The organism is Catenuloplanes indicus (genome assembly GCF_030813715.1).
Taxonomy (GTDB): Bacteria; Actinomycetota; Actinomycetes; order Mycobacteriales; family Micromonosporaceae; genus Catenuloplanes; species Catenuloplanes indicus.
Window position 1 is genome coordinate 95,265 of the sequence record NZ_JAUSUZ010000001.1, and the last position, 22,697, is coordinate 117,961.

The window sequence follows — 22,697 nt, forward strand, 5'->3', positions numbered from 1 at the left end:
GAAGGCAGAAATGATCATCGAAACCGAAGGGCTCAGCAAACGGTACGGACGCCGCCGCGGCATCGACGACGTCACGCTCGGCATCGGCCAGGGGGAGATCTTCGGGTTCCTCGGGCCGAACGGCGCCGGCAAGACCACCACCATCCGCACGCTGCTCGGCCACCTGCGCCCGACCGCGGGCCGGGCCCGGATCTTCGGCCTGGACGTCACCACCGGGCAGGCCGCGATCCACCGCCGGCTCGGCTACCTGCCCGGCGAGTTCGGGCTCTACGACCGGCTCACCGGCGCGCAGACCGCGGACTTCTTCGGCCGGCTGTACGGCGGCGTCGACCGCGCCTACCGGGACCGGCTGATGGAGCGGCTCGGCGTCGACCCGGGGCGGCGGTTCCGGGAGCTGTCCAAGGGCAACAAGCAGAAGATCGGCCTGGTCGTCGCCTTCCAGCACCGGCCGGACCTGCTCGTCCTGGACGAGCCGACGTCCGGGCTGGACCCGCTGGTGCAGCGGGAGTTCCACGCGCTGGTCCGCGAGGCCCGCGACGAGGGCCGCACCGTGTTCCTGTCCAGCCACGTGCTGTCCGAGGTCGAGGCGGTCTGCGACCGGGTCGCGCTGATCCGCGACGGGCGGATCGTGCGCGCCGGCAGCGTCGAGTCGCTGCGCGACCTGGCCCACCACCAGGTGCTGCTGCGCTTCGCCGAGCGGGTGCCGGTCGACGCGTTCGCGCACCTGCCGGGCGTGTCGGACGTCGAGGTCACCGGCCACACGCTGCGGCTGCGGGTCAGCGGGCCGATGACGCCGGTGGTGCGCGCGGCCGCGGCCTACGAACTGCTCGACTTCGAGTCCCGGGAGCCGGGGCTGGAGGAGACGTTCCTGCGCGCCTACCAGGCGGCGTCATGATCACCGTGTGGTCGCGTGCGCTCACGGACTCCCGGCGCGGGCTGATCACGCTGCTGATCCTGCTCGGCGGGCTGGTCTTCGCGGTGCTCGGCGGCGTCGCCTCCGCCTACCCGACCACGGCGGCCCGCACGGAGATCGCCAGGATCGCGGAGTCGCTCGGCACCGCCTCGACCGGGCTGACCGGGCCCGCGGTCGGCGTCGGCACCATGGGCGGGTACGTGCAGTGGAAGTACGGCACGGTGCTCGTCATGATCGCCGCGAGCTGGGCGATCCTGGCCCTGACCCGGGTGCTCACCGGCCGGCACCTCGACCTGCTCGCCGCCACGCCGGTCGGGCGCCGCCGGATCGCGCTGGCCACGATCGGCGCGCTGCTGACCGTGCTCACCACGGCCTGCGCGGCCGCGACCGCGGGCGCCTGGCTGGGCGGGCTCGCGTTCGCGCGGCTGCCCGGCGATGCCGTGCCGTTCGCGGACGCGGCCGGGCTCGGCGCCTGGCTGTGGGTGATGGCGGTCGCGTTCGGCGGGCTCGCGTTCGCGCTCGCGCCGTGGCTCGGCCGCGGCGCCGCGGCCTGGATCGCCGGGGTGGCGCTGGTCGGTGGGCTGGTCGCGGTCGGCTACCGCGGGGTCAGCCCGGCCCTGGACGCGCTCGCGCCGGTCACCCCCTGGGACTGGACCTACGGCCATCTGCCGCTGGCCGGGCGGCTGGACTGGGCGTCGCTGGTGTGGCCGCTGCTGGCCGGCGTGCTGCTGCTGACCGCCGGCGTGGAGACGTTCGCCCGCCGGGACCTCGGCGCGGTGCTCGCCCTGCCCCGGGTGCGCCCGCCCGCGGCCGGGCTGCGCGGCGTGGCCGGGCGGGTGTTCGCCGAACGGCTGCCGGCCGCGCTCGGCTGGGGGAGCGGGCTGGCCGTGCTCGGGTTCGTGCTCGCCGCGTCCAGCGCCACCATGGCCGCGCAGTTCACCCGGTCGCCGGGGTTGCGGGAATCGTTCGGCGCGATCTTCCCGGACTTCGACATCAGCACGCCGGGCGGGTTCCTGCAGCTGGTCATGCAGCTGCTGTTCGTGCTCGCCGGGTTCGCCGCGGTCAGCCTGCTCGCCGGGTGGGGCGCGGACGAGGACGCCGGGCGGGTCGAGATGCTGCTGGCCACGCCGGTCACCCGGGCCGCGCTGATCCTGCGCGGCGGGCTCGGGCTGCTCGGCGCGGTCGCGGCGGTCACCGCGCTCGCGTCCGCCGGGGTCGCGGCCGGTGCCGCCGCGTCCGGCAGCGCCGAGATTTTTCGGCCCGCCGCCGGCACCGGCGTGCTCGGCCTGTTCGCGGTCGCGGTGATCGGCGTCGGCGTGGCCGCCGGCGGGCTCGCCCGGATGTCCGCGGCCGGGACCGTCGCCGGGATCGCGGTCCTGGTCACCTACCTGATCGACCTGGTCGCGCCCGCGTTGCAGATGCCGGACCGGGTGCACGAGCTGGCGCTCACCGCGCACCTCGGCCGGCCGCTGGTCGGCGAGTGGAACCTCGCCGGGGTGGCCGCCTGCCTGATCCTCGCGGTCCTCGGCGTGCTCGCCGGCGCCGCCGGTCTCACCCGCCGGGATCTCAGACACTGAGACGGTACGGCCGGGGTGAGCGCAGCGTGACGAGCGCCCGGCCGGCCGTACCCCCTGGTCATGGTTTGATGGTTTTTGGGGCCGGGGTTGCGGTGCCAGCCGGTGAGCCCGGCGGCATCGGCGATCGGGTAGTCTTGGCGACCGGGCCGAGAGGCGCTGCGACGGGGCCCACCCCCGCCACGCTCGACCTGGATCGACTTGTCAAGGGCGCCTCCGAGACGGACTTCGGAGGGGGTCGACAGTGAGTGACACCACGCGCATCGACGCGTTGAAGCAGCTGCTGAGCGAGCGGATCGTGGTCCTCGACGGCGCCTGGGGCACCATGCTCCAGGCCGCCAAGCTCGCCCCCGAGGACTACGCCGGGCCGATGGTCCCGGCCGACCACCCCAAGGACGTCGTCGGCGACCCCGACCTGCTGATCCTCACCCGGCCCGACATCATCCTCGACGTCCACCGGCAGTACCTCGCCGCGGGCGCGGACATCACCACCACGAACACGTTCACCGCGACCACCATCGCCCAGGCCGACTACGGGCTGGAGCACCTGGTCCGGGAGATGAACGTGCAGGGCGCGCGGCTCGCCCGGCAGGCCGCGGACGAGGCCGGTGGCAACCGGTGGGTCGCCGGCAGCGTCGGCCCGCTCAACGTGACGCTGTCGCTGTCCCCGCGCGTCGACGACCCGGCCTACCGCGCGGTCACGTTCGACCAGGTCAAGGCGACCTACGCGGAGCAGATGTCGGCGCTGGTCGAGGGTGGCGTCGACATCTTCCTGATCGAGACGATCTTCGACACGCTGAACCTGAAGGCCGCGATCTCGGCCGCGCACGAGGTCGCACCGCAGATCCCGCTGTGGATCTCGGTGACGATCGTGGACCTGTCCGGGCGCACGCTGTCCGGGCAGACCGTGGAGGCGTTCTGGCGGTCCGTCGAGCGGGCCGAACCGCTCGCGGTCGGCGTGAACTGCTCGCTCGGCGCGGCCGAGATGCGCCCGCACGTGGCGGAGCTGGCGAAGCTGTCCAACGTGTACGTGTCGTCGCACCCGAACGCGGGCCTGCCGAACGCGTTCGGCGGCTACGACCAGACGCCCGCGGAGACCGGCGCGCTGGTCGCGGAGTTCGCCGAGTCCGGGTTCGTCAACATCGTCGGCGGCTGCTGCGGCACGTCCCCGGCGCACATCAAGGCGATCGCGGACGCGGTGCGCTCGTTCCCGCCGCGGGTGATCGACCCGCCGGCGCCGACCACCCGGTTCTCCGGCCTGGAGCCGTTCGAGATCGGGCCGGACACCGGCTTCGTCATGATCGGCGAGCGGACCAACGTCACCGGGTCGGCGAAGTTCCGCCGGCTGATCGAGGCCGAGGACTACCAGGCCGCGGTCGACGTGGCGCTGGAGCAGGTGCGCGGCGGGGCGAACCTGCTGGACGTGAACATGGACGCGGACCTGCTCGACAGCGAGAAGGCCATGACCACGTTCCTCAACCTGATCGCGACCGAGCCGGAGGTCGCCCGGATCCCGGTCATGATCGACAGCTCGAAGTTCTCCGTGCTCGAAGCGGGCATGAAGTGCGTACAGGGCAAGGGGGTCGTGAACTCGATCTCCCTGAAGGAGGGACCGGAGGCGTTCCTCGCGCAGGCCCGGGTGATCAAGTCCTACGGGCTCGGCGTGGTCGTGATGGCCTTCGACGAGCAGGGCCAGGCCGACACCACGGAGCGCAAGGTCTCGATCTGTGGCCGGGCCTATGACCTGCTGGTCAACGAGGCGGGATTCGCGCCGGACGACATCATCTTCGACCCGAACGTGCTCGCGGTCGCGACCGGCATCTCGGAGCACAACGGGTACGCGAAGGCGTTCATCGACGCGCTGCCGCTGATCAAACAGCGGTGCCCGGGCGCGCGCACCTCCGGCGGCATCTCCAACCTGTCGTTCGCGTTCCGCGGCAACGACGTGGTCCGTGAGGCCATGCACTCGGCGTTCCTGCTGCACGCGGTGCGCGCCGGGCTGGACATGGGCATCGTCAACGCCGGCCAGCTCGCCGTCTACGCCGACATCCCCGCCGACCTGCTCGAACTCGTCGAGGACGTGATCTTCGACCGGCGGCCGGACGCCACCGACCGGCTGGTGTCGTTCGCGTCCACCGTCACCGGCTCCGGCACCAAGCGCGAGGTCGATCTGTCCTGGCGCGAGGGCACGGTCGGCGAGCGCCTGTCGTACGCGCTGGTCCACGGCATCGTCGACTACGTCGAGGCGGACACCGAGGAGGCCCGGCAGCAACTGCCCCGGCCGCTCGACGTGATCGAGGGCCCGCTGATGGACGGCATGAAGGTCGTCGGTGACCTGTTCGGCTCCGGCAAGATGTTCCTGCCGCAGGTGGTCAAGAGCGCGCGCGTGATGAAGCGCTCGGTGGCCTACCTGGAGCCGTACATGGAGAAGGAGAAGGCCGCCGGCCGCGGGCAGGGCAAGGTCGTGCTCGCCACCGTCAAGGGCGACGTGCACGACATCGGCAAGAACATCGTCGGCGTCGTGCTCGGCTGCAACAACTACGAGGTCATCGACCTCGGCGTGATGGTGCCGGCCGCGAAGATCCTGGAGACCGCGATCGCCGAGGACGCGGACGCGATCGGCCTGTCCGGGCTGATCACGCCGTCGCTGGACGAGATGGTCGCGGTCGGGCAGGAGATGCAGAAGCGCGGCATGACCATGCCGCTGCTGATCGGCGGCGCCACCACCTCCAAGCAGCACACCGCGGTCCGGATCGCGCCCGCCTACACCGGCGACACCGTGCACGTGCTGGACGCGTCCCGGGTCGTCGGGGTCGTGTCCGACCTGCTCGACGCGGACCGCCGGGTCACGCTGCGCACCGCGAACCTGGCCGAGCAGGAGCGGCTGCGGATCGCGCACGAGAACCGGCACTCCCAGCCGCTGCTGAGCGTGGCCGACGCGCGGGCGAACCGGGAGCAGGTGTCGTTCGACGAGATCCCGACGCCCGCGTTCACCGGGCTGCGGCGGGTGGAGCCGTCGATCGCCGAGCTGCGCGAGATGATCGACTGGCAGTTCCTGTTCCTGGCCTGGGAGCTGAAGGGCAAGTACCCGGCGATCCTGGACCAGCCGGTCGCGCGCGAGCTGTTCGACGACGCCAACGCGATGCTCGACCAGATCATCGCGGACGGGTCGCTGCGGGCCGCCGGCGCGTACGCGTTCTGGGCGGCGCACTCCGACGGGGACGACATCGTGCTGCCGGGCGAGGGCGTGACGTTCCCGATGCTGCGCCAGCAGACGCAGAAGCCGGACGGGCGGGCGAACCGCTGCCTGGCCGACTACATCGCGCCGGCCGGTGCCGGTGATCACCTGGGCGGGTTCGCCGTGGCGATCCACGGTGCCGAGGAACTGGCCGCGCGGTACGAGGCCGAGCAGGACGACTACAAGGCGATCATGGTGAAGGCGGTCGCGGACCGGCTCGCCGAGGCGTTCGCGGAGTACCTGCACCTGCAGGTCCGCCGCGAGTGGTTCGAGCCGGACGCGCAGCCGGAACTGGCCGACCTGCACGCCGAGCGGTTCCGCGGCATCCGGCCCGCGCTCGGCTACCCGGCCAGCCCCGACCACAGCGAGAAGCGCGACCTGTTCGAGCTGCTCGACGCGGAGGCGATCGGGATCGGGCTGACCGAGTCGTTCGCGATGACGCCGGCCGCCGCGGTCTCCGGCTTGATCTTCGCCCACCCGGACTCCCGCTACTTCACGGTCGGCCGCCTCGGCCGCGACCAGATCGAGGACTACGCGGCCCGCCGCGGCATGCCGGTCGACGAGGTCGAGCGGTGGCTGCGCCCGAACCTGGCGTACTGAGCGTCCTCCGGCGGCCGTGACCCGGATCAGCCACCGATCCAGGTCACGGCCTCGCCGTACCCGGCGCGGCACTATGCTCGGGCACCATGCAAGATCGTGCCCTCGATGCCTTCGCGGCGGAGTCCTCGGCGCTCGTCGCGGCGCTGGCCGGCGTACCGGCGGAGGGTTTCGATCTGCCGTCGCCGTGTCCGCCGTGGACGGTCGGCGGGCTGCTCGGGCACGTGATCGTGACGGTGGGGCGGGTGCCGGGGATGCTGGCCGAGCCGGCGCCGGCGGTGGCGACGGTCGACGCGGCCGGGTATTACCGGCGGGACGAGCGGTCCTCGGCGGCGGCGAACGCCGCGCGGATCGCGGCCGGTGACGACCGTGCCGCGCGGCCGGGTGCGTCGCTGGTCACCGAGTTCACCACCATCAGCGGGTACGTGGTGGAGCTGTGCCGCCGCGAGCCGGCGGACCGGGTGGTGCGCACCCGGCACGGTGATGCCATGCTGCTGGCCGACTTCATGCTGACCCGGGTGGTCGAGGTGGCGGTGCACGGGCTGGACCTCGCGGCCGCGCTCGGCCGGCCGGCCTGGACCACACCGGCCGCGGTCACGGCGGTCAGCGGGCTGCTGCTCGGCGACACGCCGGTGCCGCTCGGCTGGGACCGGCTCACGTTCCTGCGCAAGGCGACCGGGCGGGCGCCGATGACCGCGGCGGAACGGGCGGCGGCCGGACGGCAGCGGATCCGCTGGCTCGCCCTCGGGTGAGTTCGTGCGGTATTCGTGAAAAAGTCATTGATCTGCGTACACACCGAGTGTATAAGCGAGGTGTACAGTGGCGGGCATGTCAGTGGGATTCGCGTTGTTGGGGCTGCTCGAGACCGGGCCCAAACACGGCTATGACCTGAAGCGGACCTACGACGAGCGGTTCGGCGCCGGGCGGGCACCGCTGCACTACGGCCAGGTCTACTCCACGCTCGCGCGGCTGCTCAAGCACGGCCTGGTCGAGGTGGAGTCCGAGCCGGGCGACGGGCCGGACCGCAAACGCTATGCGATCACCGACGCCGGCATCACCGACGTCTCCGAGTGGCTCGGCCGGCCGGAGAAACCGGAGCCGTACCTGCAGAGCACGCTGTTCACCAAGATCGTGCTCGCGCTGCTGACCGGCCGCGACGCGAACGATCTGCTCGACACCCAGCGCCACGAGCACCTGCGGCTGATGCGCGAGCTGACCCAGCGCAAGATGAGCGGTGACCTCGCCGACGCACTGATCTGCGACCACGCGCTGTTCCACCTGGAGGCCGACCTGCGCTGGCTGGAGCTGACCGCCGCGCGCCTCGACCAGCTCGCCGAGCGGGTCACCCGATGACCCTGCTGACCGCGACCGACCTGCGGCTGAGTTTCGGCCCGACGAAGGCGCTGGACGGCGCCTCGCTGACCGTGCACGCCGGGGAGGTGCTGGCGCTGATGGGGCCGTCCGGCTCCGGCAAGTCCACGCTGCTGCACTGCCTGGCCGGCATCCTGCGCGCCGAGTCCGGCACGGTCACGTTCGACGGCCGCGAGCTGGCCGCGATGACCGACGCCGCGCGCAGCGAGCTGCGCCGCACCGCCTTCGGGTTCGTGTTCCAGTTCGGCCAGCTCGTGCCGGAACTGACCTGCCTGGAGAACGTGGCGCTCCCGCTGCGGCTGTCCGGCACCGGCCGCCGCGCCGCACACGCCGAGGCCGCGAGCTGGCTGGAGCGGCTGGAGGTCGCCGACCTGGCCGGCAAACGCCCCGGCCAGGTCTCCGGCGGGCAGGGCCAGCGGGTCGCGGTCGCGCGGGCCCTGGTCACCCGGCCCCGCGTGGTCTTCGCGGACGAGCCGACCGGCGCGCTCGACTCGCTCAACGGCGAGCGCGTCATGCAGCTGCTCACCACGGCCGCCCGCGACACCGGCGCCGCCGTGGTGCTGGTGACGCATGAGGCGCGCGTCGCGGCCTACTCCGACCGGGAGGCGATCGTCCGCGACGGCCGGGTCCGCGAGCAGGAGTTCGCCCGATGAGCGTGCGCCGCCGCGCCGCCGACCTGCTGCTCGGCATGCGGCTGTCGGTCGCCGGCGGCCGCGCCGGCTGGACCCGGCTGGGCCTGATCGCGGTCGGCGTCGGCCTCGGCGTCGCCATGCTGCTGATCACCGCGAGCATCCCGACGTTGGTCGCCGCGCGCAGTACCCGGCTGGCCGAGCGTGCCGAGGCGATCGACATCTACCGGCCGGTGCCGCCCGGCGACCACACCGTGCTGGTTCAGCCCGCCGACACCGACTTCGCCGGCCGGTCGATCCACGGCCGGCTGCTGCAGGCCGACGGCACCAGCCCGGTGCTGCCGCCCGGCGTCACCGTCATGCCGCGACCCGGCGAGATGGTCGTCTCCCCGGCGCTGGCCGCGCTGCTGCGCTCGGACGACGGCGCGCTGCTGCGCGAGCGGTGGGCCGCGCGCACGATCGGCGAGATCGGCCCGGCCGGGCTGGCCGGCCCCGGCGAGCTCGCGGTCTACCTCGGCACCGACCGGCTCGCCGGTGACGACTCGCGCCGCGTCGACCGGTTCGGCCGGCCGGAGCTGGACGAGGGCAACGACCCTACGCTCGTGCTGCTCGGCGCGGTCGGCCTGGCCGTGCTGCTCGTCCCGGTCGCGGTGTTCGTCGCGACCGCGGTCCGGTTCGGCGGCGAGAGCCGCGACCGGCGGCTCGCCGCGATCCGGCTGGTCGGCGCGGACGCGGAGATGACCCGGCGGATCGCGGCCGGCGAGACGCTCACCGGCGCGCTGCTCGGCCTGCTCACCGGCACGATCGGGTACGCGGTGGTGGCGTGGGCCGGCGGTGGTGCGGTACCGGCCGGCATGAGCTACTACGCCGCCGACGCCCGCCCGCACCCCGCGCTCGCGATCCTCACCGTGTTGCTGGTGCCGTCCGCGGCCGTGCTGGTCACGCTCGTCACGCTGCGCCGCGTCGTGGTCGAGCCGCTCGGCGTGGTCCGGCACAGCGCCGACCGCCGGCGGCGGCTGTGGTGGCGGCTCATCCTCCCGGCCGTCGGCCTCGCACTGCTCTGGCCGATCCGCGACGGCATCGGCGACGACGACGTCGGCTTCGAGGTGCCGGTCTTCGCCGGCCTGGTCGCGCTGCTGCTCGGCGTCGCGCTGCTGCTGCCCTGGTGGGTCGAGGCGACCGTGCGCCGGCTCGGCGGCGGCAGCGTCGCCTGGGAACTCGCCGTCCGCCGCCTTCAGCTGGACAGCGGCACCGCGGTCCGCGCGGTCTCCGGCCTCGCGGTCTCCGTCGCCGGCGCGATCGCGCTGCAGGGCCTGATGCTCGCGTTCCAGGCGCAGAACACGCTCGACTTCGGCCGCAGCACCGCCGACTTCCAGGCCTCGGTCTGGCCCAGCGACCTCGACACCGACCGCTGGCTGCCCGCGCTGCGCGCCGCTCCCGGCGTCACCGCCGTCACCACCGAGACCACCGTGGCCGGCACCGACGTCACCAACGACGAGGTCGTCCGGCTCACCATCGGAGACTGCACCATGCTCCGGCAGTACGCCACCATCGAGACCTGCACGGACGGCGACACGTTCATCGCCGCCGGCGCACCCGCGGCGCCCGGCGCGGTCTACGCGCTCGACGGCGGCGACGCGCCGTGGACGCTGCCCGCCGACGCGGTCACGGTCACGCCGATCGGCAACGAGCTGCTCGGCATCGCGCCACAGGTGCTGGTCACCCCGGCCGTGCTCGCCGGGACGCGGTACGAGCCGTACCGGCTGGAGTACTACGCCGCACTCGAACCGGCCGCACCGGATGCGATCGAACACCTGCGCAACGCCGCCGCCACGGTCGACCCGGCCGCGCGGGTGAGCCTGATCAGCGACAGCGCGATCACCCCGATCCTGGCCGGCGTCCGCCAGGCCATGTTCGTGCTCGCCACCGCACTGCTGCTGCTGATCGGCGCCAGCATGGTCGTCAACATCGGCGAGCAGCTCACCGTACGCCGCCGGCCGCTGGCGATCCTGGTCGCGTTCGGCACCCGCCGCCGCACCCTGGCCGCGTCGATCCTGTACCAGGTCGCCGTCCCGGTCCTGCTCGGCATGACCCTGGCCGTGCTCACCGGCACCGGGCTCGGCGCGATCCTGCAGACCGCGGCCTCCGCCCCGATCAGTTTCGACTGGCCCGGCATTACGCTCACCACCGGCGCCGCCGTCCTCGTCATCCTCCTCACCACGACCGCCAGCCTCCCCGTCCTCTGGCGCCTCACCAAGCCGGACGGCTTACGCACCGAATAGCGGCGACCCCGGTCAGCGCTCACAGCCGAGCGGAGTCGCCACCCGCGTGGTGGGCCGCGATCACGCTCGCGGTCGCGGTCGGCGGCTCTGCCAGAACGCGCGGCATGGACGTTCGGGATCCGGAGCGTGCTGTTCGGATGATGGGCGAGGTCCTCGAACCGCTCTCCGATCGTGACCGGCCGGGCGCGGCACGGATTCCTGCCGCTGGACCTGGTGGTGGATGTCCGTGAGTTGCTCCTGCGGGCTGTCACGCGTCTCAACCGGGGTGTGGCGCCATAGTGGATGATCGGCGGCGTGACGGGGAGAGCGCGAACGTATCGGTGGAGTCAGCCGGTGGCGCTGTGGCTGATCGTCGCCGTGATCGAGTTCCGGCGGCCGGCGTATCACACCGATGAATGGCTTTTCGCCTGGCCGATCCGGGTGATCGAGGTGATCGCCTGGCTGGTGGCGGTGGTGGTGACGGTCGTGCTGCTGGTGCGGCGCAGGCGGCGGATCGCCGGTGGTGTCGCGGTGCTGGTGCTGGCACCGGCGGTGCTGCACTTCACCAGCTGGGCGCTGTGGCATCCGGAGTCCTACTACGCGACGCACCGCTACGCGTTCGCGGCCGCCGCGGAGGGCGTGCGCACCGGCGAGATCGGCTGGGTCGACGGGCCGGGTGAGCGGCTGCCGTTCCATCTGCGTGACCTCGCCATCGACGGCGAGGTCACGATGCTCGGGCGGCAGGTCCTGCTGCTTCGGCAGGCGCGGCGGCCGTACCCGGGCGTGCCGGAAGGGTTTCTGTTCCACGAGGGCCGGCCGGCGGCCGGGACCCGGTTCCTGATCGACGGCCACTACTACGACTTCCCGGCCACGCGCGCGCTGGGGGACGGCTGGTGGTATCTGCGGCCGTACGCGCTCGGTCCGCGGGCCGTGGCGTAAAACCCGGTGCGGGACCGCGCCGTACCGGCCTACCCTCGCGGAGGAAGCGACCCGCACGGAGAAGGAGATCGATCATGACGGCTACCGGTGGCATCCCCGGTCCCCTGTGTGATCTCTCTGCCGGAAAGGCACTTCGTGTTACGTCTCTTCGAGAACCCGACCGATCCCTTCACGCATGACGACCGGCCGCTCGCACGGAGCGTGCGCCGGTTCCTGATCGATGAACTGCGGCCGCTGCGACCGGTCGCCGCGGTCGCGGTGACCAGCACGATCCTGTGCGCGGTGCTGGAGGTGTGGCTGATCGCGTACGCCGGGCGGCTCGTCGATCTGCTCGCGGCCGGCCGCCCGGACACGTTCTGGGACGCGCGCGGCGCCGAACTCATCGCGGTCGCGGTGCTGACGCTGCTGGTCCGGCCGGCGCTGAACCTGGCCAGTGAGGCGCTGGACGACATCGCGTTCCGGGCCAACGCCCGGCCGCTGGCCCGCTGGCGGATGCACCGGCACGTGTCCCGGCAGTCGATCGGCTGGTTCCGCGGCGACTTCGCCGGGCGGATCGCCAGCTGGGTCCGCGACGGCGGCGACGCCGCCGCGACCGCGGCGTACTCGGTCATCCACACGCTGGTGTACGTGACCGCCTACGTCGCCGGGTCGGTGTGGGTGATGGCCGCGATCGACGTGCGGCTGCTGCTCCCGCTCGGCGCGTGGCTCTCGGCGTACGCGCTGCTCACGGTGGTGCTGGTGCCGCGCTACCGGCGGGCGTCGGAGCGGCTGCAGGAGGCGGAGTCGGCACTGACCGGGCTGCTCGTCGACGCGTACGCGAACGCGGACACGCTCGCGCTGCTCGGCGAGCCGGCGGCGCGCGTGGCGAACGACCGGGCGATCTTCCGCCGGGCGCGGCGGGCGCACCTGGACCTGCAGCGCGTCGAGGTGACGATCAACGGCACGATGATGGCGCTGGGCAGCGCGCTGCTGGTCGGGCTGGTCGGCTACGGGATCGCGCTGTGGCGTACCGGTGCGGCGCCCCTGGGTCTGGTCGCGGCCGCGCTCGCGCTCAGCTTCCGCATCACGTCGATGGCGGAATGGCTGCTGGACGCGGTGTCGTCGCTGTTCGGCGCCGTGGGCGCGCTCCGCCGTGCGCTGCGGACCGTCGCGCAGCCGCTGGCGGTGCGGGACAGACCGGGGGCCACCCCGCTGCGGGTACGTGGCGGAGCGATCACGTTCGCGCGGGTCAGCCATCACTACGGTCGCGGCGCCGGCGGGCTCGACCGGCTGGACCTGCACGTGCGGGCCGGGGAGCGGGTCGGGATCGTGGGCCGGTCCGGTGCGGGCAAGTCCACGCTGGCGGGTCTGCTGCTGCGGTTCCACGACGCCGAGCGCGGCACGATCACGATCGACGGCACCGACATCACCACGGTCACCCAGGAGAGCCTGCGCTCCCGGATCGCCATGGTCGCGCAGGAGGCCACGCTGCTGCACCGCTCGATCCGGGAGAACATCGCCGGTCCGGGCCCCGCCGATCCGGCCGCGGTGTGGAAGGCCGTGGAACGCGCGTCGGCCGGGTTCGTGGCGGACCTGCCCGGCGGGCTGGACGCGCTGGCCGGCGAGCGCGGCGTGAAACTGTCCGGCGGGCAGCGGCAGCGGATCGCGCTGGCCCGCGCGTTCTACCGGGACGCGCCGATCCTGGTGCTGGACGAGGCCACGTCCGCGCTCGACTCCGAGGCCGAGGCCGCGATCCACGACACGCTCGACGAGGTGCTGCACGGCCGTACCGTGATCGCCATCGCCCATCGGTTGTCCACGATCGCGCGGATGGACCGGATCGTGGTGCTGGACGCCGGCCGGATCGTCGAGGCGGGCACGCACGCGGACCTGCTGCGCCACGGCGGTCTCTACGCGCGGCTGTGGGCCCGGCAGTCCGACGGTTTCCTCGGCACCGACGACAATGGCGGGCGTGCGCGCGTCGAGGCTGATGAACCTGGTACTGCTGTTGCAGGCGCGGGGGACGCTGACCGCCGCCCAGATCGCCGCTGAGCTCGGCGTCTCCGAGCGGACCGTGTACCGGGACGTGACCGCGCTCAGCGGCGTGGGCGTCCCGGTCTACGCGGAGCAGGGCCGGGCCGGCGGCTACCGGCTGGTCGACGGCTACCGGACGCGGCTGACCGGGATGAGCCCGACCGAGGCCGAGGCGGTGTTCCTGCTCGGCCTGCCCGGCCCGGCCCGCGACCTCGGGCTCGGCGACCTGGTCACCGCCGCGCACCTGAAGGTCGTCGCCGCGCTGCCCGCGTCCGCCCGCGCGGTGCAGCGCTTCCACCTGGACGTGCCCGGCTGGTTCGGCGACCGGACGGTGCCGCCGGTGCTGGCCGACCTGGCCGCGGCGGTCTGGACCGACCGCGCGGTCGAGATCCGCTACCGTGGCGCCGCACGCCGGCTCCTCCCGTACGGTGTGATTCTGAAGGCCGGTGTCTGGTACCTGCTCGGCCGCGTCGGCGACGACCTGCGCGTCTACCGCGTCGACCGGATCGACGCGCTCGCCGTGACCGAGCAGGCGTTCACCCGGCCGCCGGACTTCGACCTGGCCGCCGCCTGGGCGGTGCGCGCGGACGCGTTCGTGCGCGGCATGCTCACCGGCACGATCGAGGTGCGCCTGCACCCGGACGGCGTCCGCGCGCTCCGCTGGGCGGTCGAACCGCAGGCAGTCGCGGGCATGCGGGTGACCGGCGTCGACGCGCACGGCTGGACCCGCGCGCACCTGCCGGTCGAGTCGGTCGACGTCGCCTACGACCAGATGCTGTGCCTCGGCCCGCTCGTCGAGGTCCTCGCCCCGGCCGTGCTCCGGGACCGGATGCGGGAGGCGGCGACGCTCACGGCCGCGCTCTACCGCTGAGCGCCAGCGCCTCGCCGAACGCGTCCGCGCCGTCCGTGACCGGCTGCGCCGCCGCGAAGATGCCCATCTCCCGGCCCCGCGCCGCGGACCCGGCCACGAACTCCCGCGTCACGTCCGCGACCGCCGGGTCGACCGCGTACGGCTGGCCGGTCGCCTGCGCCAGATCCCAGCCGTGGATCGCCAGGTCGCTGATCAGCATCGACACGGTCATCCGCGCGGGCATCGCCATTCCGCCCATCGCGATCGTCCCGTCCCACGCGGACGGCTGCGACCACGCCTCCAGCGCGGCCCGCCGGTCGTCGTCGAAGCCGTCACCGGGCCCGTCCGCGGTCATCAGGTCCCGGCCCCACAGCTCCGCCGGCACCGGCAGCCGCCGCCCGGCCAGGCTGAGCGCGGCCGCGACCTGCAGCAGGTGGTTGGTCAGCGCGCGTACGTCCCAGTCCGTGCACGGGGTCGGCATTCCCAGCTGCTCCGGCGCGACCCCGTGCACCACCGCGGCCGTACCCGCGAACGCCCTGCGCAACACCTCGTGAAGTTGCATATGTGCAGGCTAGACGCGAGCGGGACGCACGTTCGGCGAACGCCGGGAGCAGGGTCGTACGGCAGACTGCCCTCGTGTCCCACCACGTGCGGACGGCTGGCTCGCACCTCGGCGGGGATGCCGCGCTATGCGCCGATGGTGATGCCACCGTCCACGGGAATCACGGTGCCCGTCAGGTACGCGCTTGCCCGGCCGGCGAGGAACACGGCGATCCCCGCCATGTCATCGTCGCGGCCGATCCGGCCCAGCGGAGCCATTGCCGCGATCGCGTCGCCGCGCTGGTCGAGGATCTCGGCGGTCATCGAGGACCGGAACGGTCCCGGCGCCACCGCGTTCACGGTGACGTGCTGCGGTCCCAGTTCCCTGGCCAGGACCCTCGTGAGGTGGTGCAGTCCGGCCTTGCTGCTGGAGTAGGAGTAGTTGGGCCGGTGCGGAACGTGGATGGCCCCGATGCTGCCGATGTTGATGACCCGCGCCGGATCGTCGGCGGAGCCCGCCTTGCGCAGCGCCGGCAACAGCTCCTGGACCAGCCAGAACGGCGACTTCAGGTTCACGTCGACGACCGTGTCCCAGGCCTCGTCCGGGAACGTCTCCAGCGGCGCGTCCACCAGCGCGCCCGCGTTGTTGACCAGGATGTCGAGCCGCTCCGCGCCGGCCGCGACGAGACCGGCCAGCCGCCGGCACTCATCATGGCGCGACACGTCAGCGACGACGGCCCGCACCGCGCCGAACGCGGACAGGTGTTCCTGCGCCTGAGCGCACGCTTCGGCGTTGCGTGAGCTGATGATCACGCTCGCGCCGGCCTGCAGAAGGCCCCGCGCGATCATCATCCCGATGCCCTTGGTGCCACCGGTGACGAGCGCGCGCTTTCCGGTCAGATCGAAGAGTTCCATGAGGTGCCTTTCTCGTTGATGGGTCGTCACTGCCATCGCGGCAGACCCGCGTCGCGCGTGCGGCTGCGGGCGCCGTGGGATCGCCGTCCAGCGCGGCGATCCGGTTCATGTCCTCGGCATCGATCCGGAAGTCGAGGACGGCGATGTCCCCCCTGATGCGAGCGGGCGTGACGGATGTGGGCAGGGAAACGTTCCCCAGCCGGACGTGCCAGCGCAGGAGCGGGCCTGCCGTTAGCCGGCGTCGAGCGCGGTCCGTACCGCCTCGGCGGTTCTCGACGCGGGAATCCGGTAGACGCCGAGACCGGCGTGCGGGATGTCGTTGCCCATGCATCCACCGAAGCGTGTGTCGCGGTCGGGTGGGAGTCACGCCTCTTCCGGGTAACGCCAGTACCTCCCAGCGCCCCGCCGCGCGACCTACGCGGATCACGTGAGCGGGGCCGTACGCGGACCGCCAGCACTCGGCACCGGAGAACTCGTCGTAGCGGGTGACCGCCAGAGCCGCCGCAGCATCGGACAGACCGGCCCGGTCGGAGAGCACCAGCCGGGCGCGCGTCGACCGGTGTCGCATATCGGCAGCTGGGCGGGTGCCGTATCTGGATCTGTACGGGTGGCTCATACCTAGTGTGACCCCGGCTCGCGTGGCGGGACGACCAAGGACGGAGGGCCATGATGACGGATCACCGCGACGATCAGGACTTCTGGTACCCGGACAAGCTGACCGGGCGGCGGGTGCGGCTGCGGGCCAAACCCGGGGAGGCCGTGGTCACCGTGAACCGTGGTGACGGGCCGGACCGGCTGGTCGGTAACCCGGCCGTGCGGTCGCTCAGCCGCGGGGCGAACACGCGGCGCGGCTTCGCGGCCGTGCACGTCGCGCCCGGGCTGGCCGCGGCGGACCTGACCGGTGCGGACGGGATCACGGACTCGATTCCGGTGCTGGTGGACGAGGACGGCCTCGACCGGTACTTCCTGCCGGGCGAGCTCACGGTGCAGTTCCGCGACGGGATCAGTGACGCGGCCGCGGAGGAGGTGATCGCCGGCCTGGGCAGCCGGATCGTGGTCCGGCAGCGCACGCGGGGCTACTACACGCTCCGGGTGCCGGACGGGCAGGAGCTGTTCGCCACGATCCGCGCGTTCGCGGACCGGCCGGAGGTCGCGTTCGCGGAGCCGAGCGAGGCCGGTTTCGACGACGCGCTGCACATTCCGGCGGACGCCGACTTCGGGCTGCTGTGGGGGATGCGTAACACCGGGCAGACCGTCAACGGCGTGGCCGGCACGTCCGGCATCGACATCGGTGCGACCGTGGCGTGGGACGTGCTGCGCGGGGACCCGGACGTCATCGTCACCGTGATCGACACCGGTGCCGACCTGGATCACCCGGACCTGGCCGCAAACGTACTGGCGCGCGGTGCCGAGGACTGGGACTTCGCGGACGCGGCCGACCCGAGCCCGGACGACACCGACGTGCACGGCACGCACGTGGCCGGTACCGCCGCGGGCGTGGAGGACGCGGGCGGCGTGGTCGGCGTCGCGCCACGCTGCCGGATCATGCCGCTGCGGATCGACCTGACCGCCGGCATGAACCAGAACCGGGCCGACGCGATCAACTACGTGGTCGCGCAGGCCGGTGCGTTCCCGGACCGCCGCTACGTGATCAACTGCAGCTGGCGGACCAGCGGTGACCACGCCGGTGTGCGCACCGCGATCCAGAACGCGGCCGGGAGCAACGTGGTCGTGGTCTTCGCGGCCGGCAACGCGAACGCGAACACGGACGTCACGCCGCAGTACCCGGGCGTCTATCCCGAGGTGATCTCGGTGGCCGCGCTGGACCAGGACGGGGCCCGGGCCACGTTCTCGAACTTCGGGTCCACGGTGGACGTGGCCGCGCCCGGCGTCAACATCTGGTCCAGCATGCCGGACGACACGCACGGGTTCCTGGACGGTACGTCGATGGCCGCGCCGCACGTCGCCGGGCTGGCCGCGCTGGTCTGGTCCGCGGTGCCGGAGCTGTCCAGCGACGAGGTCCGCACGGTCGTCGAGGACACCTGCGACAGCGTCGACGCGCTCAACCCCGGCTTCGCCGGCCAGCTCGGCCGTGGCCGGATCAACGCCGGCCGTGCGGTCGGCCTGGCCCAGATCATGGCCGCGTACGCCGGTTCCCTTCCCGCAATGACCTGAATCCCTGGTGAGGTGTGATGAGCACGCTGGAGCAGATGCGTAAATCCCCGGCCGTGGCGGACTTCTGTGAGCCGCTGCCGCGTCTGATCGACGCGGGCACGGCCGACCTGTCCCGCGGCTTCCGCCGGCTCGGCGAGCTGGCCGGGACCGGGCAGAAGGAGCCGGTCACGCTGGGCTTCCACATCGAGGGCGACACCGCGCGGTACTGGCGGCTGCGGGTCGGCCCGGACGGGCCCAGGCTGACCGAGGAGCCGCCCGACGACGTGAAGGCCCCGCGGCCGGACGTCGAGGTGTTCACCGGCGAGCAGACCTGGCGGGAGATCGCCGAGGGCACGCTCGCCCCGATAACCGCGATCATCGCCGGCCGGATGCGTTTCCGCGGCGACGTGGCGGCGGCCCGCCGGGTCGTACGACTGCTTCGGCCCTGACATCGTGAAGGAGTGACCAGTGGCATCCCAGACCGGAAAAGTCGCCTGCATCCAGATCTTCTCCGACGACGTCGCGTGGACGCAGATCGTCGACCCGGGCGGGGTCGGTGAGGTCTTCGTCCTGTGGTCGGACATCACCAATCCCAGCCCGCCGCTGAACGACCGGATCACCCGCAGCAACTGGATCTCCCTGCTGCGGCAGGCGATGGCCGACGACCTCGACGTGACGGTCGTCGGCGACAACGCCACCTCGGCGCTGACCACCAGCGTCCAGCTCGGCACGTTCACGCTCTGAAGCGCCCGGCCGGTCAGCGGTAGCCCGTGACGTCCGCCGGCCGGCCGGGGTCCTGCACCTCGGTGAGGTAGCGCCACGCGTCCGGTCGGCTGCCGTCCAGGTCGGTGAAGCCGTACACCTGGGCGAGACCGCCGCTGGACAGCGACGCGCCGTTCCAGCGCGCGCGGTCCGGGTCGGCGGCGATCGCGGCGACGGCCCGGCCGGTGAACCGCGGCGTCTCGGAGATCGCGAAGTGCGGTTCCGTGGTGAGCGCGTCCCGCCACGTACCCTCGGTGACCTTGAAGTGGTCCAGCATGATCTCCGAGCGCATCCATCCCGGGGTGAGCGCCACCGCGGTCGCGCCGAGCGGGCCGAGCTCCTGCGACTGCGCGTACGCCATCCGCAGCACCGACGTCTTGGCCAGGTCGTAGAAGAACGACACGCGGTAGTGGTCCCGGTTGTAGTCCGTGGTGCCGTCGGTCATCTCCACCACCAGCCCGCCGGGGGAGCGCAGCAGCAGCGGCAGCGCGGCGTGGCTGGTGATGATGTGCGTGTCGATCGCGAGCCGGAGGATGCGCAGCCCGTCGTCCAGCGAGTGCTCCCACAGCCGGTCCGTCCAGCTGAACAGCAGCTCACCACCCCAGATGTCGTTGACCAGCAGGTCCAGCCGGCCCTGCTCGGCCTCGATCCGGGCGACGACCGCGCGCACCTGGTCCGGCACCAGGTGGTCGGCCCGGATCGCGATGCCGGTGCCGCCGGCCGCGGTGACCAGCTCCGCGGTCTCCTCGATGGTCTCCGGCCGGTCCATCTCCGAGCGGGCCGCGCGCGTGCTGCGGCCGGTCAGGTAGACCGTGGCGCCGGCCGCGCCCAGCTCGACCGCGATTCCGCGGCCGGCGCCCCGCGTCGCGCCGGCGACCAGCGCGACCTTTCCGTCAAGCGTGTGTCCCATGCGCTCACGGTCGCAGGAAAACCTGACAACCGATGTCAGCCGACCTCACCGCATCGCGGCGGCGAGGTCGGCGGCGATCCCGAAGGCCGGTGCCGCCCGCGCGGTCTGGCCGGGGTCCAGCGCGACGTGCTCGATGCGGGCCAGCAGCGCCGACGCGGTCTCCCGCTCATCGAGCGTCGCCGCCAGTTCGGCGCGGTACACCAGGCCTCCACGTGGGTGACCGGGTCGTCGTCGGCCTGCGGGCGGGCCAGCACGCTGTCGAGGATGCGGGCTGCCTGGCCGATGTCGCCCTTGGAGGCGGCCAGCACCACCGTGTTCGCCAGCGCTCTGCCGAGCCGGCCGGCCGGCTCGGGCGCCGGTGCCGTGGCGGTGTGCTCCGAAGACGCGGATCCAGTTGCCGCCCGGGTCGACGACGCTGAACCCGCCCGTCCCGCCGGCGTTCCTCCGCGCCCGGGGCCGGGTCATCCGTGGTGTGCCGGTCACCAGGACCCTGCCGTACGCGGCGCGCATGCCGGCCGCGAACGCCCGGTGCAGTTCCGCGATGTCCGGGTGAGCACGATGCAGGAGCCGTAGGACCGCTCCGGGTCGAACCCGGCGATCTCGAAGAACTGCAGCCGCAGGTCCTCGCGTTGCAGTCCCACGCACGGGTTGGGCCGGCTCCTTCCTAGGCGCTGCGCACGGCCGGACGCACATGGGAACAGCCGGTCATCGCCGGTGCCCGGCCGATCGGCCGATGCGAAGCACCGGGCGGGAGAAACCTAGAAGGACGACCAGAGCCAGCCGAGGTACGTGCGGAGCTCGGCCGGCGAGGCGAGCCAGCCGCGGGCGGTGTAGGTGATGATCCGGTGCACCTCGCCGGGCAGCAGCTCGTACGCGGTCGCGCCGGTCTCCGGCACCGGCGAGTCCGGTGACACCGCGACCGGCACCGGCCAGATCGGCACCCGCAGGCCGCGCCGGTCGAGTGCCTTCAGCACGGTCAGGTAGGCGCGCAGCAGGTGGTACGGCGATACGACCAGCCCGAAACTGCGGACGTGCAGCTCCGCGACCTGGGCGGCGATCCACCCGGCCTGCAGCGCCGTGTTCGGCGCCGGTTCGGCCTGCACGTGCACGCCGGCGGTCCGCCGCAGCCCGAGACCGCGCAGGTAGTCGAGGCTCAGCGGGTCGTACGTGGTCTCGGCCGGGTTGCCGTTGGCCACCAGCAGCAGACGCAGGTCCGGGCGGGTCTCCCAGAGCCGGATCGCGTGCGTGATCCGCCACTCCTCGCCCTGCCCGCTCGGCACGATCAGCGCGTCCGCGCGTTCCGCCTCCGCCTGCGGCAGGCTGAGCACCGCGGTCAGCGCGCGCATCACGTCCAGCATCGATCCGGCCGGGAACTCGCCGAGGTCGTCGTCCCGCACGATCCGGGGCGTGGTGGTGTTGCCGAGATGCACCTGTTCTCCTGATCTGTGCAAGCCATGCTCGCACAGGAGAACGGATGATCATGGGGGAGGTCACGTCACCGGCCGGTGCACCTGCGCCGGCGGCCCGGACGTCACCGTGCTCGCGTCGCGTCACGGTGGACCGGCGATGCCCGGTGCGGCACGTGCCGTTCGGCAGCGTCGCCCGGGAAAGTCGCGACGGCCGCCCGAGTCCGTGACGCATATCCTCTGCCCGGTGATGATCCTCGCGCTCGGTGCGCTCACCGTCAGTGCGCTCGACTGGCGGCTGCTCGTCGCCGTACCGGTCCTGTCCTACCTCGCCGGTTGCCGCCGGGCGCTCGGTGTTTCCGCGCTGGCCGGGCTCGGCGGCGTGCTCGTGCTCGGCACCGCGGTCCAGGCCGCGCGCGGCGCGGACGTCTACAGCTGGCTGGTGTGGATCGCCGGGGTGATCGTGTGCGGGCTGTTCCCGGCGCTGCTCGGCTCGTTCCGGCGGCTGCGGGCCGCGCTGGAACGCTCCGGCTGGGAGCAGGCCGCGCAGCTGGAACGCGAACAGCAGGCGGTCGCCGCGCAGGCGCGGCTGCGCGAGCGCGCGCGGATCGCGCAGGACATGCACGACTCGCTCGGCCACGAACTGGCCCTGATCGCGCTGCGCGCGGGTGCGTTCGAACTGGCCGCCACGCTGACACCGCAGCAGCGGACGGCCGCGTCGCAGCTGCGGGCCAGCGTGACGGACGCGGCCGAACGGCTCGCCGACATCGTCGGGCTGCTCCGCGACGACGCCGACGAGGTGCCGCTGCACCCGGCCGGCGAGCGCATCGAGGACCTGATCGCCCGCGCGGCCGCCGCCGGGATCCCGGTCACCCCGGACGTACCCGGGGAGCCCGGTTCCCCGGTTTTCCAGCGGGTGGCGCCGATGCAGTACCGGGCGGCGGCGCGAGTGGTGCAGGAAGGGCTGACCAACGCGGCCAAGCACGCGCCGGGTGCGCCGGTGACGGTGCGGCTCGCCGACGGCGGCGACGAGGTCACGGTGGTGGTCCGCAACGGCGCCGCGGCCACGGCGGCGCCGCCGGCGCGCGGCGGGCACGGGCTCACCGGGCTGCGGGAACGCGTCGGGCTCGCCGGTGGCGCGCTGCGGGCCGGGCCGCTGCCGGACGGCGGGTTCGAGGTGGAGGCGCGGCTGCCGGTGAGCGCCGGGGCGGCGCTGGAACCGTTTCCCGCGGAGCCCGCCGGGCTCCGGCAGGCCCGCCGCCGGGCCCGGCGCGGGCTGACGCTCGCGGTCGCGCTGCCGCTGGTGTCGATCGTGGTGCTGACCGGCGCGCTGATGGGCGTCTACGCCTACGACAGTCTCACCTCGCACCTGTCCCCGGACCGGTTCCGCGCCCTGCAGGCCGGCGCGGCCCGGGACGACGTCGCCGGCCTGATCCCGGCCCGGCAGGTGCCGGAACGCCGCGACGAGTCCGGGCCACCCCCGCCGCCCGGCAGCAGCTGCGAGTACTACCGGTCGGCCGCGGGCTTCGTGCCGGCGCCGTTCGACGTGTACCGTCTGTGCTTCCGCGACGGCCGGCTCGTGGCCAAGGACGCGTTCGCCCCGCCGACCTGAGAGGACCCTCCAC

At 73.2% G+C, this 22,697-nt stretch carries 19 protein-coding genes and 1 pseudogene; 14 read left to right on the forward strand and 6 right to left on the reverse strand.

The window, feature by feature from the left end; translation table 11 throughout:
- Positions 1–10 precede the first annotated feature (10 nt).
- From J2S42_RS00715 to J2S42_RS00760, 10 genes are all read left to right on the forward strand, one after another.
- Positions 11–895, forward strand: a complete 885-nt coding sequence (locus tag J2S42_RS00715; RefSeq protein WP_307234139.1) for an ABC transporter ATP-binding protein — start codon at positions 11–13, stop codon at positions 893–895.
- Positions 892–2,490, forward strand: a complete 1,599-nt coding sequence (locus J2S42_RS00720) for an efflux permease Rv1217c-related protein (protein ID WP_307234140.1) — start codon at positions 892–894, stop codon at positions 2,488–2,490. The genes J2S42_RS00715 and J2S42_RS00720 overlap by 4 nt, the downstream gene beginning before the upstream one ends.
- A 241-nt stretch (positions 2,491–2,731) precedes the next feature.
- Positions 2,732–6,325: a methionine synthase gene (gene metH / locus J2S42_RS00725; RefSeq protein WP_370879132.1), complete on the forward strand. Its 3,594-nt coding sequence runs from the start codon at positions 2,732–2,734 to the stop codon at positions 6,323–6,325.
- An 86-nt stretch (positions 6,326–6,411) separates the two neighbouring features.
- Positions 6,412–7,074: a maleylpyruvate isomerase N-terminal domain-containing protein gene (locus J2S42_RS00730; protein ID WP_307234141.1), complete on the forward strand. Its 663-nt coding sequence runs from the start codon at positions 6,412–6,414 to the stop codon at positions 7,072–7,074.
- Between the two features lie 76 nt (positions 7,075–7,150).
- Positions 7,151–7,675, forward strand: coding sequence for a PadR family transcriptional regulator (locus J2S42_RS00735; protein WP_307234143.1), 525 nt, complete (start codon positions 7,151–7,153; stop codon positions 7,673–7,675).
- Positions 7,672–8,346, forward strand: a complete 675-nt coding sequence (locus J2S42_RS00740) for an ABC transporter ATP-binding protein (RefSeq protein ID WP_307234145.1) — start codon at positions 7,672–7,674, stop codon at positions 8,344–8,346. The genes J2S42_RS00735 and J2S42_RS00740 overlap by 4 nt, the downstream gene beginning before the upstream one ends.
- On the forward strand, positions 8,343–10,604 hold the full coding sequence (locus tag J2S42_RS00745; RefSeq protein WP_307234147.1) for an FtsX-like permease family protein: 2,262 nt from the start codon (positions 8,343–8,345) through the stop codon (positions 10,602–10,604). Before J2S42_RS00740 ends, J2S42_RS00745 begins: the two co-directional genes overlap by 4 nt.
- Before the next feature lie 333 nt (positions 10,605–10,937).
- Positions 10,938–11,522, forward strand: a complete 585-nt coding sequence (locus J2S42_RS00750; RefSeq protein ID WP_307234148.1) for a hypothetical protein — start codon at positions 10,938–10,940, stop codon at positions 11,520–11,522.
- Positions 11,523–11,657: 135 nt separating this feature from the next.
- Complete coding sequence (locus J2S42_RS00755) at positions 11,658–13,553, forward strand: ABC transporter ATP-binding protein (protein WP_307234150.1); 1,896 nt, start codon at positions 11,658–11,660, stop codon at positions 13,551–13,553.
- Positions 13,474–14,406, forward strand: coding sequence for a helix-turn-helix transcriptional regulator (locus J2S42_RS00760; protein WP_459903617.1), 933 nt, complete (start codon positions 13,474–13,476; stop codon positions 14,404–14,406). Before J2S42_RS00755 ends, J2S42_RS00760 begins: the two co-directional genes overlap by 80 nt.
- Here J2S42_RS00760 and J2S42_RS00765 read toward each other — a convergent pair.
- Together J2S42_RS00765 and J2S42_RS00770 are read right to left on the reverse strand one after the other, a co-directional pair.
- Positions 14,384–14,947 carry a TIGR03086 family metal-binding protein gene (locus J2S42_RS00765; RefSeq protein ID WP_307234154.1) on the reverse strand — a complete coding sequence of 188 codons (564 nt, stop codon included), beginning with the start codon at positions 14,945–14,947 and terminating at the stop codon, positions 14,384–14,386. The genes J2S42_RS00760 and J2S42_RS00765 overlap by 23 nt on opposite strands.
- Before the next feature lie 125 nt (positions 14,948–15,072).
- A complete protein-coding gene (locus J2S42_RS00770; protein WP_307234156.1) occupies positions 15,073–15,840 on the reverse strand; it encodes an SDR family oxidoreductase in 768 nt (255 codons plus the stop codon).
- A gap of 666 nt (positions 15,841–16,506) precedes the next feature.
- On the opposite strand from J2S42_RS00770, the gene J2S42_RS00775 reads away from it, so the two are divergent.
- The 3 genes from J2S42_RS00775 to J2S42_RS00785 are packed head-to-tail and all read left to right on the forward strand — an operon-like array spanning position 16,507 to position 18,738.
- A complete protein-coding gene (locus J2S42_RS00775; RefSeq protein ID WP_307234158.1) occupies positions 16,507–18,015 on the forward strand; it encodes a S8 family serine peptidase in 1,509 nt (502 codons plus the stop codon).
- Positions 18,016–18,032: 17 nt separating this feature from the next.
- Complete coding sequence (locus J2S42_RS00780; protein ID WP_307234160.1) at positions 18,033–18,443, forward strand: SCP2 sterol-binding domain-containing protein; 411 nt, start codon at positions 18,033–18,035, stop codon at positions 18,441–18,443.
- A 19-nt stretch (positions 18,444–18,462) separates the two neighbouring features.
- Positions 18,463–18,738, forward strand: a complete 276-nt coding sequence (locus J2S42_RS00785) for a hypothetical protein (RefSeq protein ID WP_307234162.1) — start codon at positions 18,463–18,465, stop codon at positions 18,736–18,738.
- A 13-nt stretch (positions 18,739–18,751) separates the two neighbouring features.
- On the opposite strand, the gene J2S42_RS00790 is transcribed toward J2S42_RS00785, so the two are convergent.
- The 4 genes and pseudogenes from J2S42_RS00790 to J2S42_RS00805 form a co-directional block, all read right to left on the reverse strand.
- A complete protein-coding gene (locus tag J2S42_RS00790) occupies positions 18,752–19,666 on the reverse strand; it encodes an SDR family oxidoreductase (protein WP_307234163.1) in 915 nt (304 codons plus the stop codon).
- A 45-nt stretch (positions 19,667–19,711) separates the two neighbouring features.
- Entirely contained in the window at positions 19,712–19,867 is a 156-nt protein-coding gene (locus J2S42_RS00795) for a hypothetical protein (protein WP_307234165.1), read from the reverse strand.
- A 56-nt stretch (positions 19,868–19,923) separates the two neighbouring features.
- Positions 19,924–20,307 (reverse strand): annotated as a pseudogene (locus J2S42_RS42160) (DUF8817 family protein); the annotation flags it as partial.
- A 117-nt stretch (positions 20,308–20,424) separates the two neighbouring features.
- On the reverse strand, positions 20,425–21,096 hold the full coding sequence (locus tag J2S42_RS00805; RefSeq protein WP_370879133.1) for a YdcF family protein: 672 nt from the start codon (positions 21,094–21,096) through the stop codon (positions 20,425–20,427).
- A 226-nt stretch (positions 21,097–21,322) separates the two neighbouring features.
- Here J2S42_RS00805 and J2S42_RS00810 point away from each other — a divergent pair, with 226 nt between their 5' ends.
- The gene (locus tag J2S42_RS00810) at positions 21,323–22,684 is read left to right on the forward strand and encodes a sensor histidine kinase (RefSeq protein ID WP_307248575.1); all 1,362 of its coding nucleotides are present in this window, start codon (positions 21,323–21,325) and stop codon (positions 22,682–22,684) included.
- Positions 22,685–22,697 lie beyond the last annotated feature (13 nt).